Annotated in this window: 13 protein-coding genes; 3 read left to right on the top strand and 10 right to left on the bottom strand. The window is 71.3% G+C overall.

The window, feature by feature from the left end:
- Nucleotides 1-32: 32 nt before the first annotated feature.
- The 4 genes from GEV28_RS20900 to GEV28_RS20885 all read right to left on the bottom strand — a co-directional run bounded on the left by GEV28_RS20900 (nucleotide 33) and on the right by GEV28_RS20885 (nucleotide 6,119).
- A complete protein-coding gene (locus GEV28_RS20900; RefSeq protein ID WP_367115145.1) occupies nucleotides 33-1,586 on the bottom strand; it encodes a protein kinase family protein in 1,554 nt (517 codons plus the stop codon).
- A gap of 119 nt (nucleotides 1,587-1,705) precedes the next feature.
- Nucleotides 1,706-3,331 (bottom strand): murein biosynthesis integral membrane protein MurJ, encoded by a 1,626-nt coding sequence (gene murJ, locus GEV28_RS20895; protein WP_291413789.1) that lies wholly within the window; start codon nucleotides 3,329-3,331, stop codon nucleotides 1,706-1,708.
- A 22-nt stretch (nucleotides 3,332-3,353) separates the two neighbouring features.
- A complete protein-coding gene (locus GEV28_RS20890; RefSeq protein ID WP_291413788.1) occupies nucleotides 3,354-5,528 on the bottom strand; it encodes a DUF6049 family protein in 2,175 nt (724 codons plus the stop codon).
- Between the two features lie 6 nt (nucleotides 5,529-5,534).
- Nucleotides 5,535-6,119, bottom strand: coding sequence for an NUDIX hydrolase (locus GEV28_RS20885; RefSeq protein ID WP_291413787.1), 585 nt, complete (start codon nucleotides 6,117-6,119; stop codon nucleotides 5,535-5,537).
- Nucleotides 6,120-6,226: 107 nt separating this feature from the next.
- Here GEV28_RS20885 and GEV28_RS20880 point away from each other — a divergent pair, with 107 nt between their 5' ends.
- Entirely contained in the window at nucleotides 6,227-7,696 is a 1,470-nt protein-coding gene (locus GEV28_RS20880; RefSeq protein ID WP_367115144.1) for a CCA tRNA nucleotidyltransferase, read from the top strand.
- Here GEV28_RS20880 and GEV28_RS20875 read toward each other — a convergent pair.
- Nucleotides 7,653-8,933 (bottom strand): MFS transporter, encoded by a 1,281-nt coding sequence (locus tag GEV28_RS20875; RefSeq protein ID WP_291413809.1) that lies wholly within the window; start codon nucleotides 8,931-8,933, stop codon nucleotides 7,653-7,655. The two genes, GEV28_RS20880 and GEV28_RS20875, sit on opposite strands and share 44 nt — an antisense overlap.
- Nucleotides 8,934-9,260: 327 nt before the next feature.
- On the opposite strand from GEV28_RS20875, the gene GEV28_RS20870 reads away from it, so the two are divergent.
- Nucleotides 9,261-9,848, top strand: coding sequence for a YqgE/AlgH family protein (locus tag GEV28_RS20870; protein ID WP_291413786.1), 588 nt, complete (start codon nucleotides 9,261-9,263; stop codon nucleotides 9,846-9,848).
- On the opposite strand, the gene GEV28_RS20865 is transcribed toward GEV28_RS20870, so the two are convergent.
- Complete coding sequence (locus GEV28_RS20865; RefSeq protein ID WP_291413785.1) at nucleotides 9,810-10,238, bottom strand: SdpI family protein; 429 nt, start codon at nucleotides 10,236-10,238, stop codon at nucleotides 9,810-9,812. The genes GEV28_RS20870 and GEV28_RS20865 overlap by 39 nt on opposite strands.
- Nucleotides 10,239-10,637: 399 nt before the next feature.
- Here GEV28_RS20865 and leuS point away from each other — a divergent pair, with 399 nt between their 5' ends.
- Nucleotides 10,638-13,520, top strand: coding sequence for a leucine--tRNA ligase (gene leuS, locus GEV28_RS20860; RefSeq protein WP_291413784.1), 2,883 nt, complete (start codon nucleotides 10,638-10,640; stop codon nucleotides 13,518-13,520).
- Nucleotides 13,521-13,984: 464 nt separating this feature from the next.
- Here the strand turns inward: leuS and GEV28_RS20855 are convergent, their stop codons facing one another.
- From GEV28_RS20855 to serS, 4 genes are all read right to left on the bottom strand, one after another.
- A complete protein-coding gene (locus GEV28_RS20855; RefSeq protein ID WP_291413783.1) occupies nucleotides 13,985-15,172 on the bottom strand; it encodes a glycine C-acetyltransferase in 1,188 nt (395 codons plus the stop codon).
- The gene (tdh, locus tag GEV28_RS20850; RefSeq protein WP_291413782.1) at nucleotides 15,172-16,215 is read right to left on the bottom strand and encodes an L-threonine 3-dehydrogenase; all 1,044 of its coding nucleotides are present in this window, start codon (nucleotides 16,213-16,215) and stop codon (nucleotides 15,172-15,174) included. Before tdh ends, GEV28_RS20855 begins: the two co-directional genes overlap by 1 nt.
- Before the next feature lie 25 nt (nucleotides 16,216-16,240).
- Nucleotides 16,241-16,864, bottom strand: coding sequence for a DUF1707 domain-containing protein (locus tag GEV28_RS20845; protein ID WP_291413781.1), 624 nt, complete (start codon nucleotides 16,862-16,864; stop codon nucleotides 16,241-16,243).
- A gap of 29 nt (nucleotides 16,865-16,893) precedes the next feature.
- On the bottom strand, nucleotides 16,894-17,874 hold a 981-nt coding region (serS, locus tag GEV28_RS20840), incomplete at its 5' end, for a serine--tRNA ligase (protein WP_291413780.1).

The following is a 17,874-nucleotide window of genomic DNA, read 5'->3' as shown; positions in this document are numbered from 1 at the left end:
CCTGGACACCCGGTGACGGGCGACCGGGCAGGTCACTTGGCGCGGATGAACTGAACCTCGGCGAGCTCGGACTTGTTGCCCTCACCCAGCTTGGTGATCCAGACGATCACGTACTGGGACGGCTCGGCGTTGGGCAGCTGGATCTCCGTGCGACCGCCCTGCAGCTCACCCTTGGAGATGACCTTGGTGTCGGCGAGCTCGGGGTCGGCCGATGGCGCGGTGCGGATCTCCACGAACGTGCCGGCGCTCGGCGACTCGATGACGACCGAGGCGAAGCGGGCCGAGTCGGCGAACGAGGCCATGATCCCCACCCCGGGCTTGAGCGCCGGGAACTGCTGCTTGTAGGTGTCGGTCTCCCAGCGCGTGCCCGGGTCGCCGTCGGTCACGTTGCTCGCGTTCTTCTCGTCGTCCTCGGTGCCCTCGGGGTTGTACTCGGACACCTCGGCCGGCTGGAGCGGCCCCGCCGGCTCCGGCTTCGGCGGCGCGGTCTGCCCCTGCTCCGGCGGCGGCGCGCTGATCACCACCGTGTTGCCGGTGCCGCCGGAGTCGTCGCCGAAGAAGTCGATGAGCAGCATGCCCACCCAGGCCAGCACGCCGACGGTGGCCACGGCGAGCGCGGTGACGCCGACCGCGAGCTTGCGCCGGCGGGCCTTGTCCCGGATCGGCGGGCGGGTGGTCCACACCGGGCCGCCCTCGTCCTCGCCGGTGCCGGGCAGGACCGGCCGCAGGAACTCGGTCTGCTCGACCGACTCCGCCGCCTGGCCGAGCACCGTCAGCAGCGTGGCGCTGGTGCGGATGCCGCCGATGGAGGTGTCCTCGAGGCTGCGCAGCGCGACCGCGGACAGCTCGTGCGGCACCGGGTTGAGCGATTCGGGGGCGACGATGGCGCCGTCCGGCGTGATCGGCGCGGACGGGATGGCCATCGGGCCGCCCGGCAGCGGCCAACGACCGGTGAGCAGCAGGTACAGGATCGCGCCGAGGCCCTTGACGTCGTCGCGCGGCACGGCCTCGGGCAGCGGGCCGGGGAACGCGAGGCGCAGCGCTCCCTCGGGGGTGACCCGGATCCGCTGCGGGTGGTCGACGCCGAGGACCAGCCCGGCGATGTGCGCGCGCTCGACGGCCGAGGCGAGCGGTTCGAGGAGGCGGGCGGCGTTGGCTGCGGGCAGCGGGTGCTCGGCGATGAGGTCCACCAGGTCGGTGCCGGCCGACCAGTCGGCGACGACGATGCCGAGCAGGCCCTCGCCCGCGGTGACGCCGTTGCCGAGGCTCAGCACGTCGAGCACCCGGGCCATGCCGGGATGGGCGAACCGGGCGGCGTGCGCGGCCCGCTCGAGCGTGCGGCGGGCATCCTGCGCGCGCCGGGCGTCACCCGGCTCGCCGACCAGGACGGTGAGCGCGACGTCGCGGCGCAGCTGCCCGTCGCGGGCCCGCCACAGGTGGGCGTTCGCCCGCTGGTCGACGCCGAACTGGGCGAGCAGGCGGTAGCGACCGTCGCCGATGACGGCGCCGGGCAGCAGGAAGTCGTCCCCGGCGCCGCCGCCGGGGCTCAGCTCACCCGTGAGGGAGTCGGTTCGCCTCGTGGTCACTGCACTCTCCCCGCCCAGCGCCCCAGCCGACAAGGCAAGATCGCGCGACGGACACCGATGTGTTCTGCCGATCAGAACGAGCCTACGTGAGTCGGGGACGTTCTTCCTGCTGTTCGTCCCTACCCTCGACGCACCAGTCGGGTGATTCGTTGCGTCGCCGGGGCGACCTCGGGCACCTTGAACACGGCGAGGAGCCCGAAGGCCACCACGGTCGTGACCAGGCCCTGGATGATCAGCTTCACCCAGGCGGTGGGGGTATCCCCGAAGCTGTCCGGCAAAACCAGGTCGACGAGCAGGGTGAGGCCGAACGCGACGAGCACGCCCGCGCCACCGGCGACCACGCTCTGCACGATCACCCGGACGACCCGCATGCTCTGCAGCCGGCCCAGCCGAACCCAGAGCCACATCTGGCCGAGCACCGCGCCGACGACGAAGGTCAGCGCGTTGACCAGCATCACGCCGATCACCACGTCGTCGGGGCGCAGCTGGTCACGGCACATGAACAGCAGCGGGATCTTCACGACGGTCATCACGATCATGATCAGCGTGGGCGTCCGCGCGTCCTTCATCGCGTAGAACACCCGCAGCTGCAGCATGACCAGCGCGAACGGCAGGATGCCGAACGCCGAGAAGGCCAGCGCGTCACCGAGCCGCTTGGCGTCGGCCACGTCGGTGTTGCCGTAGTTGAACAGGGCGACGCCGATGGCCGAGCCGGCGATCGTGAGCACCGCGCTGATCGGTACGAGCATCACCGTGGACAACCGGCTGGCCAGCGACAGGTCACCGATGAGCTTGCGGGTGTCGCCGTCCGCGGCGGACCGCGACAGCCGGGGCATGATCGCGGTCAGCAGGGACACCCCGATGACGCCGTAGGGCAGCTGGAACAGCAGCCAGGCGTTCGCGTAGATCGCCGCGCCGCCTGCCGCGGTCTCGGTCAGCACCCGGGTCGTGAAGACCATCCCGATCTGGCTGATCCCCGCGTAGCCGACGATCCACAGCGCGAGCCCGCCGAACTCCTTGAGCCGCGCGTCCAGCCCCCAGTTCCAGCGGAACCGGAAGCCGATCCGGCGCAGCGCCGGCAGCAGCACGAGCGCCTGGACCGCGATGCCGAGCGTCACGCCGATGCCGAGCACCAGGAGCTTCGCGTCGCCCATCCGAACCGGGTTCATCGAGATCTCGCCGGGCACGATCGCGTAGACCCCGATGGTCGCCATGATGATCAGGTTGTTGACCACCGGCGCCCACGCGGTCGGCCCGAACACGTGCTTGGCCTGCAGGATCGCCGACAGCAGCGCGAAGAGCCCGTAGAACACGATCTCCGGCAGCAGCAGGTAGGCGAACGCGGTGGCGAGCTCGGCGTTGGCGTTGCCGGTCGAGTCGTCCATGTACAGCCGGGTGAACAGCGGGGCCAGCGCGACCGCGATCACCGTGCCGATCGCGAGCATGGTCATCCCGACCGTGAGCAGCCGCTGGGTGTAGGCCTGGCCGCCGTCCGGGTCGTCCTGCGCCCGGACCAGCAGCGGCACGACGACGCTCGCGAGCACGCCGCCGAGCAGCAGCTCGTAGATGATGTTGGGCAGCGTGTTGGCCACGGTGAACGAGTCGTTGACGACCAGCAGGCCCGCCACCCAGGCCAGCTGCACCTTCCAGGCGAACCCGGTGATGCGGCTGACCAGTGTGGCGATCGCCATCGAGCCGCTGGCACGGGCCAGCGAGGGCTGGGCGTCACCGGTTCGTCGACTCACGGTCAATGATTCTCTACCGCCGCTAGGGCTCAACGGGAGCCTGGCTGTTCCCGGCCCTGCCGGCGCGCGCGGTACGCACCCGGCGGAAGATCCGGAAGGTCGTCAGCAGCACGAGCACGCCGCCCGCCACGCCGGTGAGCGCGACCGTGACGATCCCGTAGGACGTGGAGGTGAGCTCCATCCGCGCGGTGCTGCCGAGCTTGGTGCCGCCCGGTGTGGTCAGCTGCGCGTCGACGGTGAACCGGCCGGCCCTGATCACCTCGGCCGGGATGTACCGGCTGATGCCGCTCGCGGCCGGGATCCGGATGTCCTGGTACTGCTCGGGCCGCAGGCCGGGCGACGCGGTGAGGTGGATGCGCACCACGATCGCCACGGGCAGCCCGTTGCTGATGCCGATCGGGATGGGGCTGTCGCCGGAGGCGAGCGTGAGCGGGCGGTCATGGTTGTTCACGACGACCTTGCCGCGGAGCGCGTCGAGCTCCTCGTCGACGCGGTCGACGGTCAGCGCGGCCTGCGGCGCGCGGCCGCGCCAGGCCGTGGACATGCCGCGCAGCAGGCCGTACTGCATCGGCGAGAGCAGGTCGTTCGGGTCGACGTTCGTGGTGTTGTCCTCGTCCATCGCGTCGAGCAGGTCGCGCTTGACCGTGTTGATCCGCACCACGTCGGCGCTCACCGAGGGCGGGATCTCCTGGGCGCTGTCCTGCGGGGTGTAGGCGAGGCCCGTGGCGGTGCCCTGGTCCGCGCCGGACAGCTGCTGCTCCAGGAGCTGCGGGTTGGCGAAGCGACCGTCGAAGAGCTGCTGGGCCAGGTCGAGATAGCCGCCGAGCTCGGTCTCCGACGCGGTCCACCGGCGTGGCGGCGCCACCACGACGTGGTCGCTCGCCGCCTGGTCGAACACCGTCCGGAAGGTCAGCGCGGCGAGCCCGTCCTGAAGTGACCCTCCCTTGCCGCCCGGCCCCGAAAGCGTCTGGGACAGCAACGGGTCGATCGGCAGCGCACGCACCGGGTGGTTGGTATGGATGCCGTTCAGCATGTACGGCGCCTGCCCCTTGACGTTCTGCAGGCGGGCCGGGTCGGCGAGCACGGTGGTCGGCCCGATGGAGGCCAGGTCGACGAGCGTGCGCTGGTCGAAGGTGCCGCCGGCCGGCCAGAACAGCTCCTTGGCGGGCTGCACCGGGCCGAGCAGGTCGGCGACGATCGAGGAGCTGGCGATCGAGAGCTGGGCGAGGTCGACCGCGCCGGACCGGGACAGCGCGACCAGGTCGGCGTCGGCGTAGGGCACCGAGATCACGCAGCGGCCGTGGGTGAGCTCGGCGAGCCGGGCCAGCCAGTTGGTGGCCACCACCGCGCCCTTGCCGTTGACCGTGCGGCCGTCGTCGGTGCGCACCTTGTAGCCGGCGCTCATCGCGGAGACGGTCTGCAACAGGTCCGGGTCGACCGCGAAGCACAGCGACCGGGGCAGCGTGCCGCTCGTGGCCGCCGCCTGGTCCACGGCGTCGACCAGGCCGTAGAGGCGGCCGCCCACCGAGAGCGAGTCGGCGAGGTCGTCGTCGGTGAGCACGGTCTGCCCGTTGCTGGTGGGCAGCCTGCGCGGCTGGGTGTCGAGGATCGGCCAGAGGATTGTCACGCTGGGCGGGTTCTGGTCGGGCGCGGTCGAGGGGCCGCTGGGCACGGAGAGCACCGGCAGCGGCAGCGACACCTCGGCGAGGCGGGCCTGGCCGCCGTAGTCCGGCCGGCCGTTCACGTTCACGAGCACCGGGTAGACGCCCGGCTGGGTGAGCGCGAGTGACTGCTCGACGCCGCGGACCGGGACGGTCACCGACACCGGAGCCGTGTCACCCGGGGCGAGCGATCTCGCGACGTCCGCGAACGGGGAGCTGGCCGAGTCGGTGGCGAGGCCCGGCAGGTCACGCAGGTCGCGGTCGCTCTCCACCGGCTCGCCGCGCTGCACCTTGACCCGGATGTCGTCCACCCGCCGGTCGCCGGTGTTGGTGACCCGGCCGGTGACCGTGAGCTGCGGAGTCCCCGCGGTGACGATCCGCGGGGTCATCGTGTCGACCTCGAGCCGCAGCAGTGTCGGTGCGCCCTGCGCGGGTGGCACCGGGACGCCGATGGGGTCCGCGCCGGCGGGAACGACCGGACCGAGTGCCAGGAACGCCGTCGCGAGGAGCCCTGCGCCCGCCTTCCACCTCGTCATGCCGGCTCAGCCCCCGTCCGCCTTGGCCGGCTCCTCGGCGGGAGCGGTGTCGGAAACGGCATCACCGGCGTTCTCGGCGGACGCGCCGTCGCCGGCCGTGCCGACCTCCAGCAGTTCGAGCGCGCGCAGCACCAGCCGGCGCTCGTCGGCGTAGGCAAGCCGCTCCTCCAGCTCGTCGAGGGGGACCCAGGCCACCTCGGTCACCTCGACGTCGTCGTCGGACAGCTCGCCGCCGCGCTCCGCCATCAGGAAATGGTGGACGGTCTTGTGGATCCGGCGGCGGTCGGCGACGAACCAGTAGTCGATGGTGCCCAGTGGTCGAATTATCTCGCCCAGGATGCCGGTCTCCTCCGAGACCTCTCGCACCGCGGTCCGCTCGGGCGTCTCGCCCTCCTCGATATGTCCCTTCGGCAGTGACCAGAGCAGCCGGCCGCGCCGGTCCAGGCGACCGATGAGCGCGACCTTCGTCCGGTCCGTACTGATCACCACTCCACCTGCCGACGTCTCGTCGACCGCGGCCATCCGGCGCCCGCGGCGTCGACCGCGGCGCCCCGACCGGGCGCCCCGGGGCCTGCCGGACGACGAGGGCATGAACTAGATCGTAGTGTGGCGCCGCCCGCCGGGTCGGTGGTTCGCGGCGTGGTCCGGCCCAGTGGTGGGACCGGCCGCCGGCCGCACGCCAGATACGCTCGTCCATCGTGTCAAACCTGACCCAACCCGACGCCGTACCCGATGCGGTGGTCGAGCGCCTGCGCTTCCCGGTCGCGGACGAGCTCGCGGAGCGGTTCGCCTCGGCTGGGCATCGCCTGTACCTCGTCGGCGGGAGCGTCCGGGACGCGGTACTCGGCCGGCTGGGCAACGACCTGGACTTCGCCACCGACGCCCGCCCGGAACAGGTGCAGCGGCTCGTGGCGGGGTGGGCGGAGGCGGTCTGGGACACCGGGATAGCGTTCGGGACGGTCGGCGCGCGCCGGCACGGGACAGCTTGCGAGATCACCACGTTCCGGTCGGACACCTACGACCGGATGAGCCGCAACCCCGAGGTCCGTTTCGGCAACTCGATCGAAGAAGACCTGGTCAGGCGCGACTTCACGGTCAACGCGATGGCAGTCGACTTGTCTACAAAGACATTCGTCGACCCGCATGACGGGCTGTCCGCGCTGGCCGAGCGGCGCCTCGACACCCCCGCGACCCCGCAGGAGTCCTTCGCCGACGACCCGCTGCGGATGATGCGCGCGGCCCGGTTCGCCAGCCAGCTCGGCTTCACCGTGGAGCCCCGGGTGCTGACCGCGATCGGCGAGATGCGCGACGAGCTCGGCAGGATCACGGCCGAGCGGATCCAGGTGGAGCTGTCGAAGCTGCTGTGCGGGCGCCACCCGCGGCGCGGCGTGGAGCTGATGGTCGACACCGGCCTCGCCGAGCACGTGCTGCCCGAGGTCCCGGCGATGCGGCTGGAGATCGACGAGCACCACCAGCACAAGGACGTCTACCAGCACTCGCTCGTCGTGCTCGACCAGGCGATCGACCTCGAGGAGCCGGACACCGAGCCCGACCTCGTGCTGCGGCTCGCGGCGCTGCTGCACGACATCGGCAAGCCTGCGACCCGGCGGCACATCGAGGGCGGCGGGGTGAGCTTCCACCACCACGAGGTGGTCGGCGCGAAGATGGTTCGCAAGCGCTTGCGGGCCTTGCGGTACTCGAAGGACGTCACCGAGGACGTCGCCCAGCTGGTGTTCCTGCACCTGCGTTTCCACGGCTACGGCCGCGGCGAGTGGACCGACTCGGCCGTGCGCCGCTACGTCACCGACGCGGGCCCGCTGCTGTCCCGGCTGCACAAGCTGGTGCGGGCGGACTGCACCACCCGCAACCGACGCAAGGCCGCGGCGCTGCGGCGCACCTACGACGGCCTCGAGGAGCGGATCGCCCGGATCGCCGCCGAGGAGGACCTGGCGCGGGTGCGCCCGGACCTGGACGGCAACGAGATCATGCGGCTGCTGGGCCTGCCGCCGGGGCCACTGGTCGGCCAGGCGTGGCGGTTCCTCAAGGACCTGCGCCTGGACCGCGGTCCGCTCGAGCACGACGAGGCGGTCGCTGAGCTGCGCCGGTGGGCCGCCGAGCAGGGCATCACGCCGTCGGCCGAGGCTCCGCCGCCGCCCCCCGGCGAGTGACGAGCTCGAAGCCCACCATGCCGACCAGGTAGAGCACGGTCGCGGCGACGATCAGCGTCGGCGACTCGCCGTTGGCGGGGATCACCGCGGCCGCGATCCCGACGGCCACTACCTGGGTGATGTTGAACAGCATGTCGTAGAGCGCGAACACCCGGCCGCGGGTCTCGTCGCCGATGTCGCGCTGCACCGCGGCGTCCACGCACAGCTTGACCACCTGGCCTGCGCAGGCGATGAGGAACGCGGCGACCAGCGCGGTCGGCATGATCATCGGCAGGCCGAGCCCGAGCTGGGCGACCGCCGCGATGGCGAGCGCGCCGATGACGGTCCGCTTGCGGCCGAGGCCGGTAACCAGCCGGGCGGTGGTCATCCCCGCGACGAAGATGCCGATCGCGCCGCAGCCGAGTATCACGCCGAGCCCGGGCAGGCCCGCCTCGATCGGCCCGAAGTCCTCGAAGCTGAAGCGCATCAGCAGCACGGTGAGCAGCAGCGAGATGCCGAAGGAGGCCCGGTGCGCGAGCAGCGCGCAGAACCCGGCCGCCACGCTCGGCGTGCGGGCCGCGACCCGCGCGCCGTCGAACAGCCCGTTGGCGACCGCGGCCAGCGCGGTGGCCGGCTCGTCGACCTCGTCCGGACCGAGCGCGCCTCTGGCGAACCGCGCCGCGAGCCCCGCGGCCAGCACCGACCCGACCACGGCGATCGCGGTGGTGAGCCCGGAGCCCGCGTCGCCCTCGCCGAACAGCGCCCGCAGGCCGACCGCGCACCCGGCCCCGATGACCGACACGACCGCGCCGAGAGTGACCGACAACGCGTTCGCCTCGACGAGGTTGGGCACCGGCACGACGTGCGGGAGCGAGGCGGAGAGCCCGGCGCCGACGAACCGGCTGATCCCGATCACCACCAGCGCGAGCATCGCCAGCGGCACCCCGGCGACCCCGGTGGCCACGCAGAGGGCGGACACGAGGATGAGCACGCCGCGCAGCAGGTTGGCCGCGACCAGCACCCGGCGGCGGTCCCAGCGGTCGAGCAACGCCCCGGCGAACGGCCCGATGATCGAGTACGGGAGGAGGAGCACCACGAACCCGACGGCGATCTCCTGCGGCGAGACGGCCCGCTCGGGGTTGAACACGACGGCGCCGGCGAGCCCGGTCTGGAACAGGCCGTCGCCCCATTGCGAGGCGAACCGGGACAGGAGCAGGCGGCGGAACCCGTCGAACGCCAGCAGCCGGCGCGGGCCGATCCGGAGGTGGTGGGCGGATTCGGAGTCACCCGTGTGGGTGATCTCGTCCCGCGCCGATGTGCTCACGATCTCTCAGCCTACGGCGCGCCCCGGAAAGCCCGAAGGGCGTGCGCCCTGCGGACGCACGCCCTTCGTCGGCTGAAGCACCCGGTCGCCTCACGGCGTGTTGCGCGTCGTGGCTCCAGCCGGACGGTGTTCCACGACGGCGGTTCTGGTTGGGCCCGGGGGACTCAATGGCGCTCCACACCTGCTCGAACGAGCCGGCACAGCCCATTGTTCCCCGACAGCCATACGGCCGCTGGATTCCCGCTCGACGGGTGGGAACATGTGCCTGTGCGATCCGACGCCCCCGATGCAGCCGTGGAGCCGGGGACGCTGCTCGTGGCGGCGCCCAGCCTGACGGACTCCAACTTCCGCCGCACCGTGGTGTTCGTGATCGACCACCGTGGTGAGGGCACACTCGGCGTGGTCCTGAACCGGCCGAGCGAAGTTCCCGTCGACGATGTCCTGCCCAACTGGGGTCCACACGTGACGAACCCCGGCTCGGTGTTCGTGGGCGGCCCGGTGGAGCAGAAGACGGCGTTGTGCCTGGCGGCGCTGCGCACCGGCGAGGAACCGAACGGGGTCAAGGGGCTCATCGGCGTCCGCGGCCCGGTGGCCTTGGTCGACCTCGACGCGGACCCCGACGTGCTGGTGCCCAAGTTCAAGGGCCTGCGGGTGTTCGCCGGCTATGCGGGCTGGGACGTCGGCCAGGTCGCGGGCGAGATCGAGCGCGGCGACTGGATCGTGGTGCCGGCCCTGCCGAACGACGTGCTGGCCCCGGCCGACCAGGACCTCTGGGGTCGGGTGCTGCGCCGCCAGGGGATGCCGCTGGCGCTACTCGCCACCCACCCCGGCGACGTTCGCACCAACTGACCCCTTGACCGCCGCGGCGATGTCACACCCGCCGCACGTGCAGCCCTTGCACCCCGCCGGCAGCGCCGGCGCCGGCACGGCCTCGGCGACCCGGTGCCCGAGCACCCCGCCCGCGGCCGCGATGCCGAACATCCCGACGAACCCGACGATCGTGACGACCGGCCCGGCGCTCAGCCCCACCGCGCCGCTGACGACCCCGACCAGCCCGGCCACGGAGATCGGCGGTCCGGCGACCTTGTTGGCCACCCGGAAGGTCTCGTCGTCGCGCAGCGTGGCAGGGGTACGGACGCCCCCGAAGCGGTTCCGCGGCAGCCGCTCCCGCCACCCGAGAACCCCGACGAAGCCGACCACGAGACCGACAACCAGCGGAACGAGCCCGAGAAGATGCACGACCCGATGGTAAGCACCCGCGGGTGCGACACCACCCGCCGCCCAGGTTGTCCACAACCCGACGAGCTGTCCACAACCAAGATCGACAACCCCACCCCCGTCACCCCCCACCGATAGACTGACGCTGAGGGGTGCCCCCGGAGAGGGTGGGGGCGTTGCGTTTCTTGAGTTGCGCACGCGCGCGAGTACGCCGGGTTTCGCTTGGTCGCAAGAGCCGTGGGCGGTCCGCGACCGGCGGCCGGAATCGGGGTTGGCGTGCGCGGTATCCTGGTGCTATGAGCACCGGACGCCTGCTCCTTAGCCGGCCGCGCTGACCGACGGTTGGCGCGGCGAACCCCTCATGCCTGATGGCAGAGGGGTTTTGTTGTGTTCGGAGCAAGCACCAGGGAAGGACCCACGATGAGCGACGCCGCCGAGGCGAGCACCGGCCCTGAGTCCGTGCCGGCCCACCGCTACACGGCCGCGCTGGCCAACTCCATCGAGACGCGGTGGCAGCATTACTGGGAGGAGCGCGGCACGTTCCACGCGCCCAACCCGGTCGGTCCGCTGGCCGGCGACGTGCCCGGTGATCTGCCTACTGACAAGCTGTTCGTGCAGGACATGTTCCCCTACCCGTCCGGTGCGGGGCTGCACGTCGGCCACCCGCTGGGGTTCATCGGCACCGACGTTTTCGCCCGCTACCACCGGATGACCGGGCGCAACGTGCTGCACACCATGGGCTTCGACGCGTTCGGGCTGCCGGCCGAGCAGTACGCGGCGCAGACCGGCCAGCACCCGCGCAAGACCACCGAGGACAACATCCAGCGCTACCTGAGCCAGATCCGCCGGCTGGGCCTGGGCCACGACGAGCGGCGCCGCATCGCCACCACCGACCTGACCTACTACCGCTGGACACAGTGGATCTTCCTGCGGATCTACAACTCCTGGTTCGACGAGAAGCAGAACAAGGCCCGGCCGATCGTCGAGCTGGAGGCGGAGTTCGCGCAGGACAAGCGGTCCACTCCGGACGGTCGGGGCTGGTGCGAGCTGACCCGCGTCGAGCAGCGGCAGATCATCGACTCGTACCGGCTGGTGTACCAGTCCGAGGCGCCGGTCAACTGGTGCCCGGGTCTGGGCACGGTGGTGGCCAACGAGGAGGTCACCGCGGACGGTCGCAGCGACCGCGGCAACTTCCCGGTGTTCCGCAAGAACCTGCGCCAGTGGATGATGCGGATCACCGCGTACGCCGACCGCCTGATCGACGACCTGGACCGGCTGGACTGGCCGGAGAAGGTCAAGACGATGCAGCGCAACTGGATCGGCCGCTCGTCGGGCGCGCACGTCCGGTTCGCCGTCGGTGACAAGGACGCCGACCCGGCGATCGAGGTGTTCACCACTCGCCCGGACACCCTGTTCGGCAACGTCGGCCTGGCGCTGGCGCCGGAACACCCGCTGGTGGACCTGATCACACCGGCGGAGTGGCCCGACGGCGTCGACGAGCGGTGGACCGGCGGCGCGGCCACGCCCGCCGAGGCGGTCGCCGCCTACCGCCGTGCCACGTCGCGGAAGTCGGAGCTGGACCGCCAGGAGAACAAGGACAAGACCGGTGTGTTCGTCGGCGCGTTCGCCACGAACCCGGTCAACGGCGCGCAGGTCCCGGTGTTCGCCGCGGACTACGTGCTGATGGGCTACGGCACCGGCGCGATCGGCATCTCGCCCGGCGAGGACCAGCGCGACTGGGACTTCGCGACCGAGATCGGGCTGCCGATCATTCGCACCGTGCACCCCGGCGACGGCTTCGACGGGCAGGCCTACGCCGGTGACGGGCCGTCGGTCAACTCGCGCCAAGAAGATGGAATCAGCCTGGACGGGATGTACATCGACGAGGCCAAGAAGACGATCACCGAGTGGCTGGCCGAGCACGGCCACGGCGAGGGCAGGCTGCAGTACAAGCTGCGCGACTGGCTGTTCGCGCGGCAGCGGTACTGGGGCGAGCCGTTCCCCGTCGTCTACGACGAGGACGGCCTGCCGGTCCCGCTGCCCGACAGCATGCTGCCGGTGGAGCTGCCCGAGGTCGACGACTACTCCCCCCGCACGTTCGACCCGAACGACCCCGACACCGAGCCGTCGCCGCCGCTGTCGCGCGCCACGGAGTGGATCGAGGTCGAGCTGGACCTGGGTGAGGGCAAGAAGCGCTACCGCCGCGACGCCAACGTCATGCCGCAGTGGGCGGGTTCGTGCTGGTACCAGCTGCGCTACGTGGATCCCACCGACGACGAGCGGTTCTGCGAGCCGGCGAACGAGGCGTACTGGCTGGGTCCGCAACCCGCGGTGCACGGTCCGGCCGACCCGGGCGGTGTCGACCTGTACGTCGGCGGCATCGAGCACGCGGTGCTGCACCTGCTGTACTCGCGGTTCTGGCAGAAGGTGCTGTTCGACCTGGGTCACGTGTCCGCGTCGGAGCCCTACCGGCGCCTGTTCAACCAGGGCTACATCCAGGCCTACGCCTACACCGACGCCCGTGGCGTCCACGTGCCGGCCGAGGAAGTGTCCGAAGTGGACGGGAAGTTCCGCTGGCAGGGCCAGGAGGTCCGCCAGGAGTACGGCAAGATGGGCAAGAGCTTGAAGAACGTCGTCACCCCGGACGAGATGTGCGAGCGCTACGGCGCCGACACGTTCCGGTTCTACGAGATGGCGATGGGTCCGATGGACGTGTCCCGGCCGTGGGCCACGAAGGATGTCGTCGGCGCCCAGCGGTTCCTGCAGCGCATGTGGCGCAACGTGGTCGACGAGACCACCGGCGAGGTCCGGGTCAGCGACGAGGCACCGGACGAGGCGACGCTGCGCGCGCTGCACAAGGCCATCGCCGGCGTGCACGCGGACTACGCGAACATGCGCTTCAACACGGCGGGCGCGAAGCTGATCGAGCTGAACAACCACGTGACGAAGGTGTACGGGTCCCGGCCGTGCCCGCGCGCGGTGGTGGAGCCGATGGTGCTGATGCTGGCCCCCCTGTGCCCGCACGTCGCCGAGGAGCTGTGGTCCGCCCTGGGCCACGACACCTCGCTGGCCCACGGCCCGTTCCCGCGGGCGGACGAGCGCTACCTGGTCGAGGAGACAGTCGAGTACCCGATCCAGGTCAACGGCAAGGTCCGCTCCCGGGTCACCGTCCCCGCGTCGGCCGACCAGGCCGAGGTACGCGCCGCCGCCCTGGCCGAGGACCGCATCGCCGCCCTGGTCGACGGCGGCGAGCCCCGCAAGGTGATCGTGGTCCCGGGCCGCCTGGTGAACGTGGTCCTGTAGGCGCCGAGGGCGAAGGAACGCGCCGCCGGTCCCGGTCGCGGAGGGGGAGGTACGCGACCGGTCCCGGCGGCGCGAAGACGCACCGGCGTGGGTGCGGACCAGCAGGGGTGGGACCGCGCCGCCGGCACCAATCGCTCGGGGGGCTACGCGACCGGTACCGGCGGCGCGAAGCCCGGCCATTGCCTGCTGGGCCGGCCGGGCCCCGACGCTGGCATGCTCCGCCGGCGTGGGGGCTCTGATGTTGTGACGCTTCCGGTCGCCCTTCGACGTCACGTGTCAGAGTTGTCGAACATTGTGGCATCAAGGTCCGCGCGTGCTAACTAATCGTTAGCACTTGCGCACGAATCCGCAGTTGCCGTGTCCGAGTGACTGCTCAGCGTGCTCATCTCGGAGCCAAAATGCGAGCCGTGGGGCGGCCGATCGGACTCAGGAAGTCTCGTTCCATCGGAAGGGTGAAACATCCGTCACTTGACGGATATCTGTTGCCTCGCCGTTATGAACGCGTCGACCGCGCGGTTGACGTCCTCAGTGGTGTGGGCGGCCGACATCTGGGTCCGGATCCGGGCCTTGCCGTGCGGCACGACGGGGTAGGAGAACCCGACCACGTACACGCCCTGGGCCAGGAGCAGGTCCGCCATCCGGCCGGCCAGCGCCGCGTCGCCGATCATCACCGGGATGATCGGGTGCTCACCCGGCAGCAGGTCGAACCCGGCGTCGGTCATCCGGGACCGGAACAGCGCGGTGTTCGCCCGCAGCCGCTCCAGCAGCTCACCCGAGGACGCCAGCAGGTCCAGCGTGGCGAGTGCGGTGGCGGTGATCGACGGCGCGAGCGAGTTCGAGAACAGGTACGGCCGGGACCGCTGCCGCAGCATCTCGACGATCTCCGCCCGCCCGGTGGTGTAGCCGCCGCTGGCCCCGCCGAGCGCCTTGCCCAGCGTGCCGGTGACCACGTCCACCCGGTCCGCCACGCCGAACAGCTCGGGGGTGCCCCGGCCGGTCGGCCCGACGAACCCGACCGCGTGCGAGTCGTCGACCATCACCAGCGCGTCGTGCGCCTCGGCGAGCGCGCAGATCTCGTCGAGCGGCGCGAGGTACCCGTCCATCGAGAACACGCCGTCGGTGGCGACCAGCCGGTACCGGGCGTCCGCCGCCTCCTTCAGCTGCCGCTCGAGGTCGGCCATGTCGCGGTTCTTGTACCGCAGCCTGCGGGCCTTGCAGAGCCGGATGCCGTCGATGACCGACGCGTGGTTGAGCTCGTCGGAGATCACCGCGTCCTCGTCGCCGAGCAGCGTCTCGAACAGGCCGGCGTTCGCGTCGAAGCACGAGCTGTAGAGGATCGTGTCCTCGGTCGACAGGAAGCCGGACAACGCGCGCTCGAGCTGCTTGTGCGGCTCCTGTGTCCCGCAGATGAACCGCACCGACGCCATCCCGAAACCCCAGCGGTCCAACGCCTCCTTGGCCGCCGCGACGAGCGCCGGATGGTCGGCGAGACCCAGGTAGTTGTTGGCGCAGAAGTTCAGCACCGCCGCCGAGTCGCCGACCCGTACGGCCGCGTTCTGCGGGGTGCTGATCACCCGTTCCGCCTTGTACAGCCCGGCCGCGCGGATCTCGTCGAGCTCCGCCCGCAGCCCCTGCCGCATCGCGCCGTACATCAGGCCGCCTTTCCGTCCGAGGTCCAGTCGAGGATCACCTTGCCGCACCGGCCTTCGCGCGCGGTGGCGAACGCCTCGGCGTGGTCGGTGTGGGCGAAGCGGTGGGTGATCACCGGTGAGATGTCCAGCCCCGCCTGGAGCAGGACGGACATGGCGTACCAGGTCTCGAACATCTCCCGGCCGTAGATGCCCTTGATGGTCAGCATCTTGAGCACGACCCGGCTCCAGTCGACCGCGATCTCCGTCGCCGGCAGGCCGAGCATCGCGATCCGCCCGCCGTGGGTCATGTTCGCGATCATCTCGCGGAGCGCGGCCGGCTGACCGGACATCTCCATGCCGACATCGAAGCCCTCGGACATGTCGAGCTCCGGGTAGATCTCGCCGATCGCGTGCCGGCTGGCGTCCAGCGCCAGGTCCACGCCGATCTTGCGGGCCAGCTCCAGCCGCGGCTCGCTCACGTCGGTGATCACCACGTGCCGGGCGCCCGCGTGCTTGGCGACCGCGGCGGCCATCAGCCCGATCGGGCCGGCGCCGGTGATCAGCACGTCCTCACCGAGCACCGGGAACGACAGCGCGGTGTGCACGGCGTTGCCGAACGGGTCGAAGATCGCGGCCACGTCCAGGTCGACGTGGTGGGTGTGCACCCAGGCGTTCTGCTCGGGCAGCACCGTGTACTCGGCGAACGCGCCGGCCGTCTGCACGCCGAGGCCGACCGTGTTCGCACAGAGGTGCCGCCGGCCGGCCTTGCAGTTGCGGCATGTTCCGCAGATCAGATGGCCCTCACCGCTGACCAGATCGCCCACCGTCACCTTGGTGACCGCGGCGCCGACGGCGACGACCTCGCCGACGAACTCGTGCCCCAACACCAGCGGCGGCTCGATCGTGGCCGCGGCCCACTCGTCCCACGACTCGATGTGCAGGTCCGTCCCGCAGATGCCGGTGCGCAGCACGCGCAGCTTGACGTCGTTGGGTCCTGGCTCGGGCTCCTGGACCTCGGTGAGCTCCAGACCAGGACCCCGGGCGGCCTTGACCAGAGCCTTCACGCATTCCTCCGAAATAGAGTCGTCCTCAGTCCGCGGCGCGGCTGATCTTCCACGGCGACCGGAACAACAGGCTCCCGATCCGCACGTAGCTGGCCCGGCGCAGGTGCAGCGAGCCCATGGTGACGGTGCCGGCGAGCACGAACCGCGGCCGTCCGCCGCCGCTGCCGACCTTGTCCTTGACGGCGCCGGCGTTCACGGTGACCTCGTCCGTCACGGCGGACGCGCGCTCGGGCAGCAGCAGCTTCACCGAGCCACCGCTGACGTCCAGGACGATCCGCACCTCGGCGTGCTCGATCTCGGCCTCGCTGAAGTCCAGCTCGGTCGAGCCCAGCCTGTTGCGGACGATCAGCTCGCGCGGCACCGTCCACCGCCCGACCCGCTTGAGGGTCGACATGTTGGCCCGCAGCTCCACCGGCTTCTCGCGCACCGGCGCGTTCGGGTCCTGGTGGGTGACTCCCGGCAGGTCGACGAGCACGGCGTTCAGCTCGCCGCGGGTCTTGGCCGCGAGCGCGATGTCGGTGCGCGCGGTGAACTCGTCGAGCGACAGCATCCCGTGGCCGATCGCCTTCTGCAGCACGCTGACCACGTGCGACCGCTCCGCGTCGGACACCCGCAGCTCCCGCGGGTCGATGGGCTCGTTCTCGGTCACGACACCACGGTATGCCATCCCGGTGACGCTCAGTCGGTGGAGCCGTCCGCGTTGATCCGCTCGAACCGCACGTACGGCACCAGCGCCGCCGGCATCCGGATCGAGCCGTCCGCCCGCTGGTTCTGCTCGAGGACGGCGACCAGGGTGCGACCGATCGGGAGACCGGAGCCGTTGAGCGTGTTGGCGAACGCGCGGGTGCCGTCCTTGGCCTTGGTGCGGATGCCGGCCCGGCGGGCCTGGAACGTGCCGAAGTCCGACACGCTCGAGACCTCCCGGTAGCGCTGCTGGCCGGGCAGCCACACCTCGATGTCGTAGGTGAACCGGGCGGAGAACCCGACGTCGCCCGCGGCGAGCTTCACCACCCGGTAGGCCAGGTCCAGCTCCCGCAGCGCGGTCTCCGCGTGCTCCCGCAACAGCTCCAGCTCGGCCGCGGCCCGCTCCTCGGTGCAGAACCGGACCAGCTCGACCTTCGAGAACTGGTGGAGCCGGATCAGCCCGCGGGTGTCCTTGCCGTACGAGCCGGCCTCCGAGCGGAAGCAGGGCGTGTGTGCGGTGTAGGCGAGCGGCAGGTCCTCCGCGGTGAGCGTCTCGCTCGCGTGCAGGTTCGTGAGCGGCACCTCGGCGGTGGGGATGAGGAACAGCTCCCGGTCCGCGACGCCGGTGCGGAAGAGGTCCGCCTCGAACTTGGGCAGCTGGCCCGTCCCGGTCATCGTCGGCCGGTTGACGATGACCGGGACCGAGAACTCGGTGTAGCCGTGCCGCTCGGTGTGCAGCTCCAGCAGGAACTCGGCGATACCGCGCTCCAGCCGGGCACCGGCGCCGCGCAGCACCGAGAACCGCGGGCCCGAGAGCTTGGTGGCGCGGGTGAGGTCCAGGATGCCCAGCCGCTCACCGAGATCGACATGGTCGGCCGGCTCGAAGTCGAACGCCGGCACTTCGCCCCAGCGGCCGACCTCCTCGGCGTCGTCCTCGGTGTTGCCGTCGGGCAGCTCGTCGGCGGGCAGGTTCGG

This window comes from Actinophytocola sp., from assembly GCF_009379765.1.
GTDB lineage: Bacteria > Actinomycetota > Actinomycetes > Mycobacteriales > Pseudonocardiaceae > Actinophytocola.
This window is presented reverse-complemented; position numbering and strand designations above follow the sequence as displayed.

Excerpts from the sequence above, each read along its gene's own strand:
- leuS (WP_291413784.1), top strand. The coding sequence starts at position 10,638 with ATGAGCGACGCCGCCGAGGCGAGCACCGGCCCTGAGTCCGTGCCGGCC.
- GEV28_RS20885 (WP_291413787.1), bottom strand. The coding sequence starts at position 6,119 with ATGCCCTCGTCGTCCGGCAGGCCCCGGGGCGCCCGGTCGGGGCGCCGC.
- GEV28_RS20855 (WP_291413783.1), bottom strand. The coding sequence starts at position 15,172 with ATGTACGGCGCGATGCGGCAGGGGCTGCGGGCGGAGCTCGACGAGATC.
- GEV28_RS20890 (WP_291413788.1), bottom strand. The coding sequence starts at position 5,528 with ATGACGAGGTGGAAGGCGGGCGCAGGGCTCCTCGCGACGGCGTTCCTG.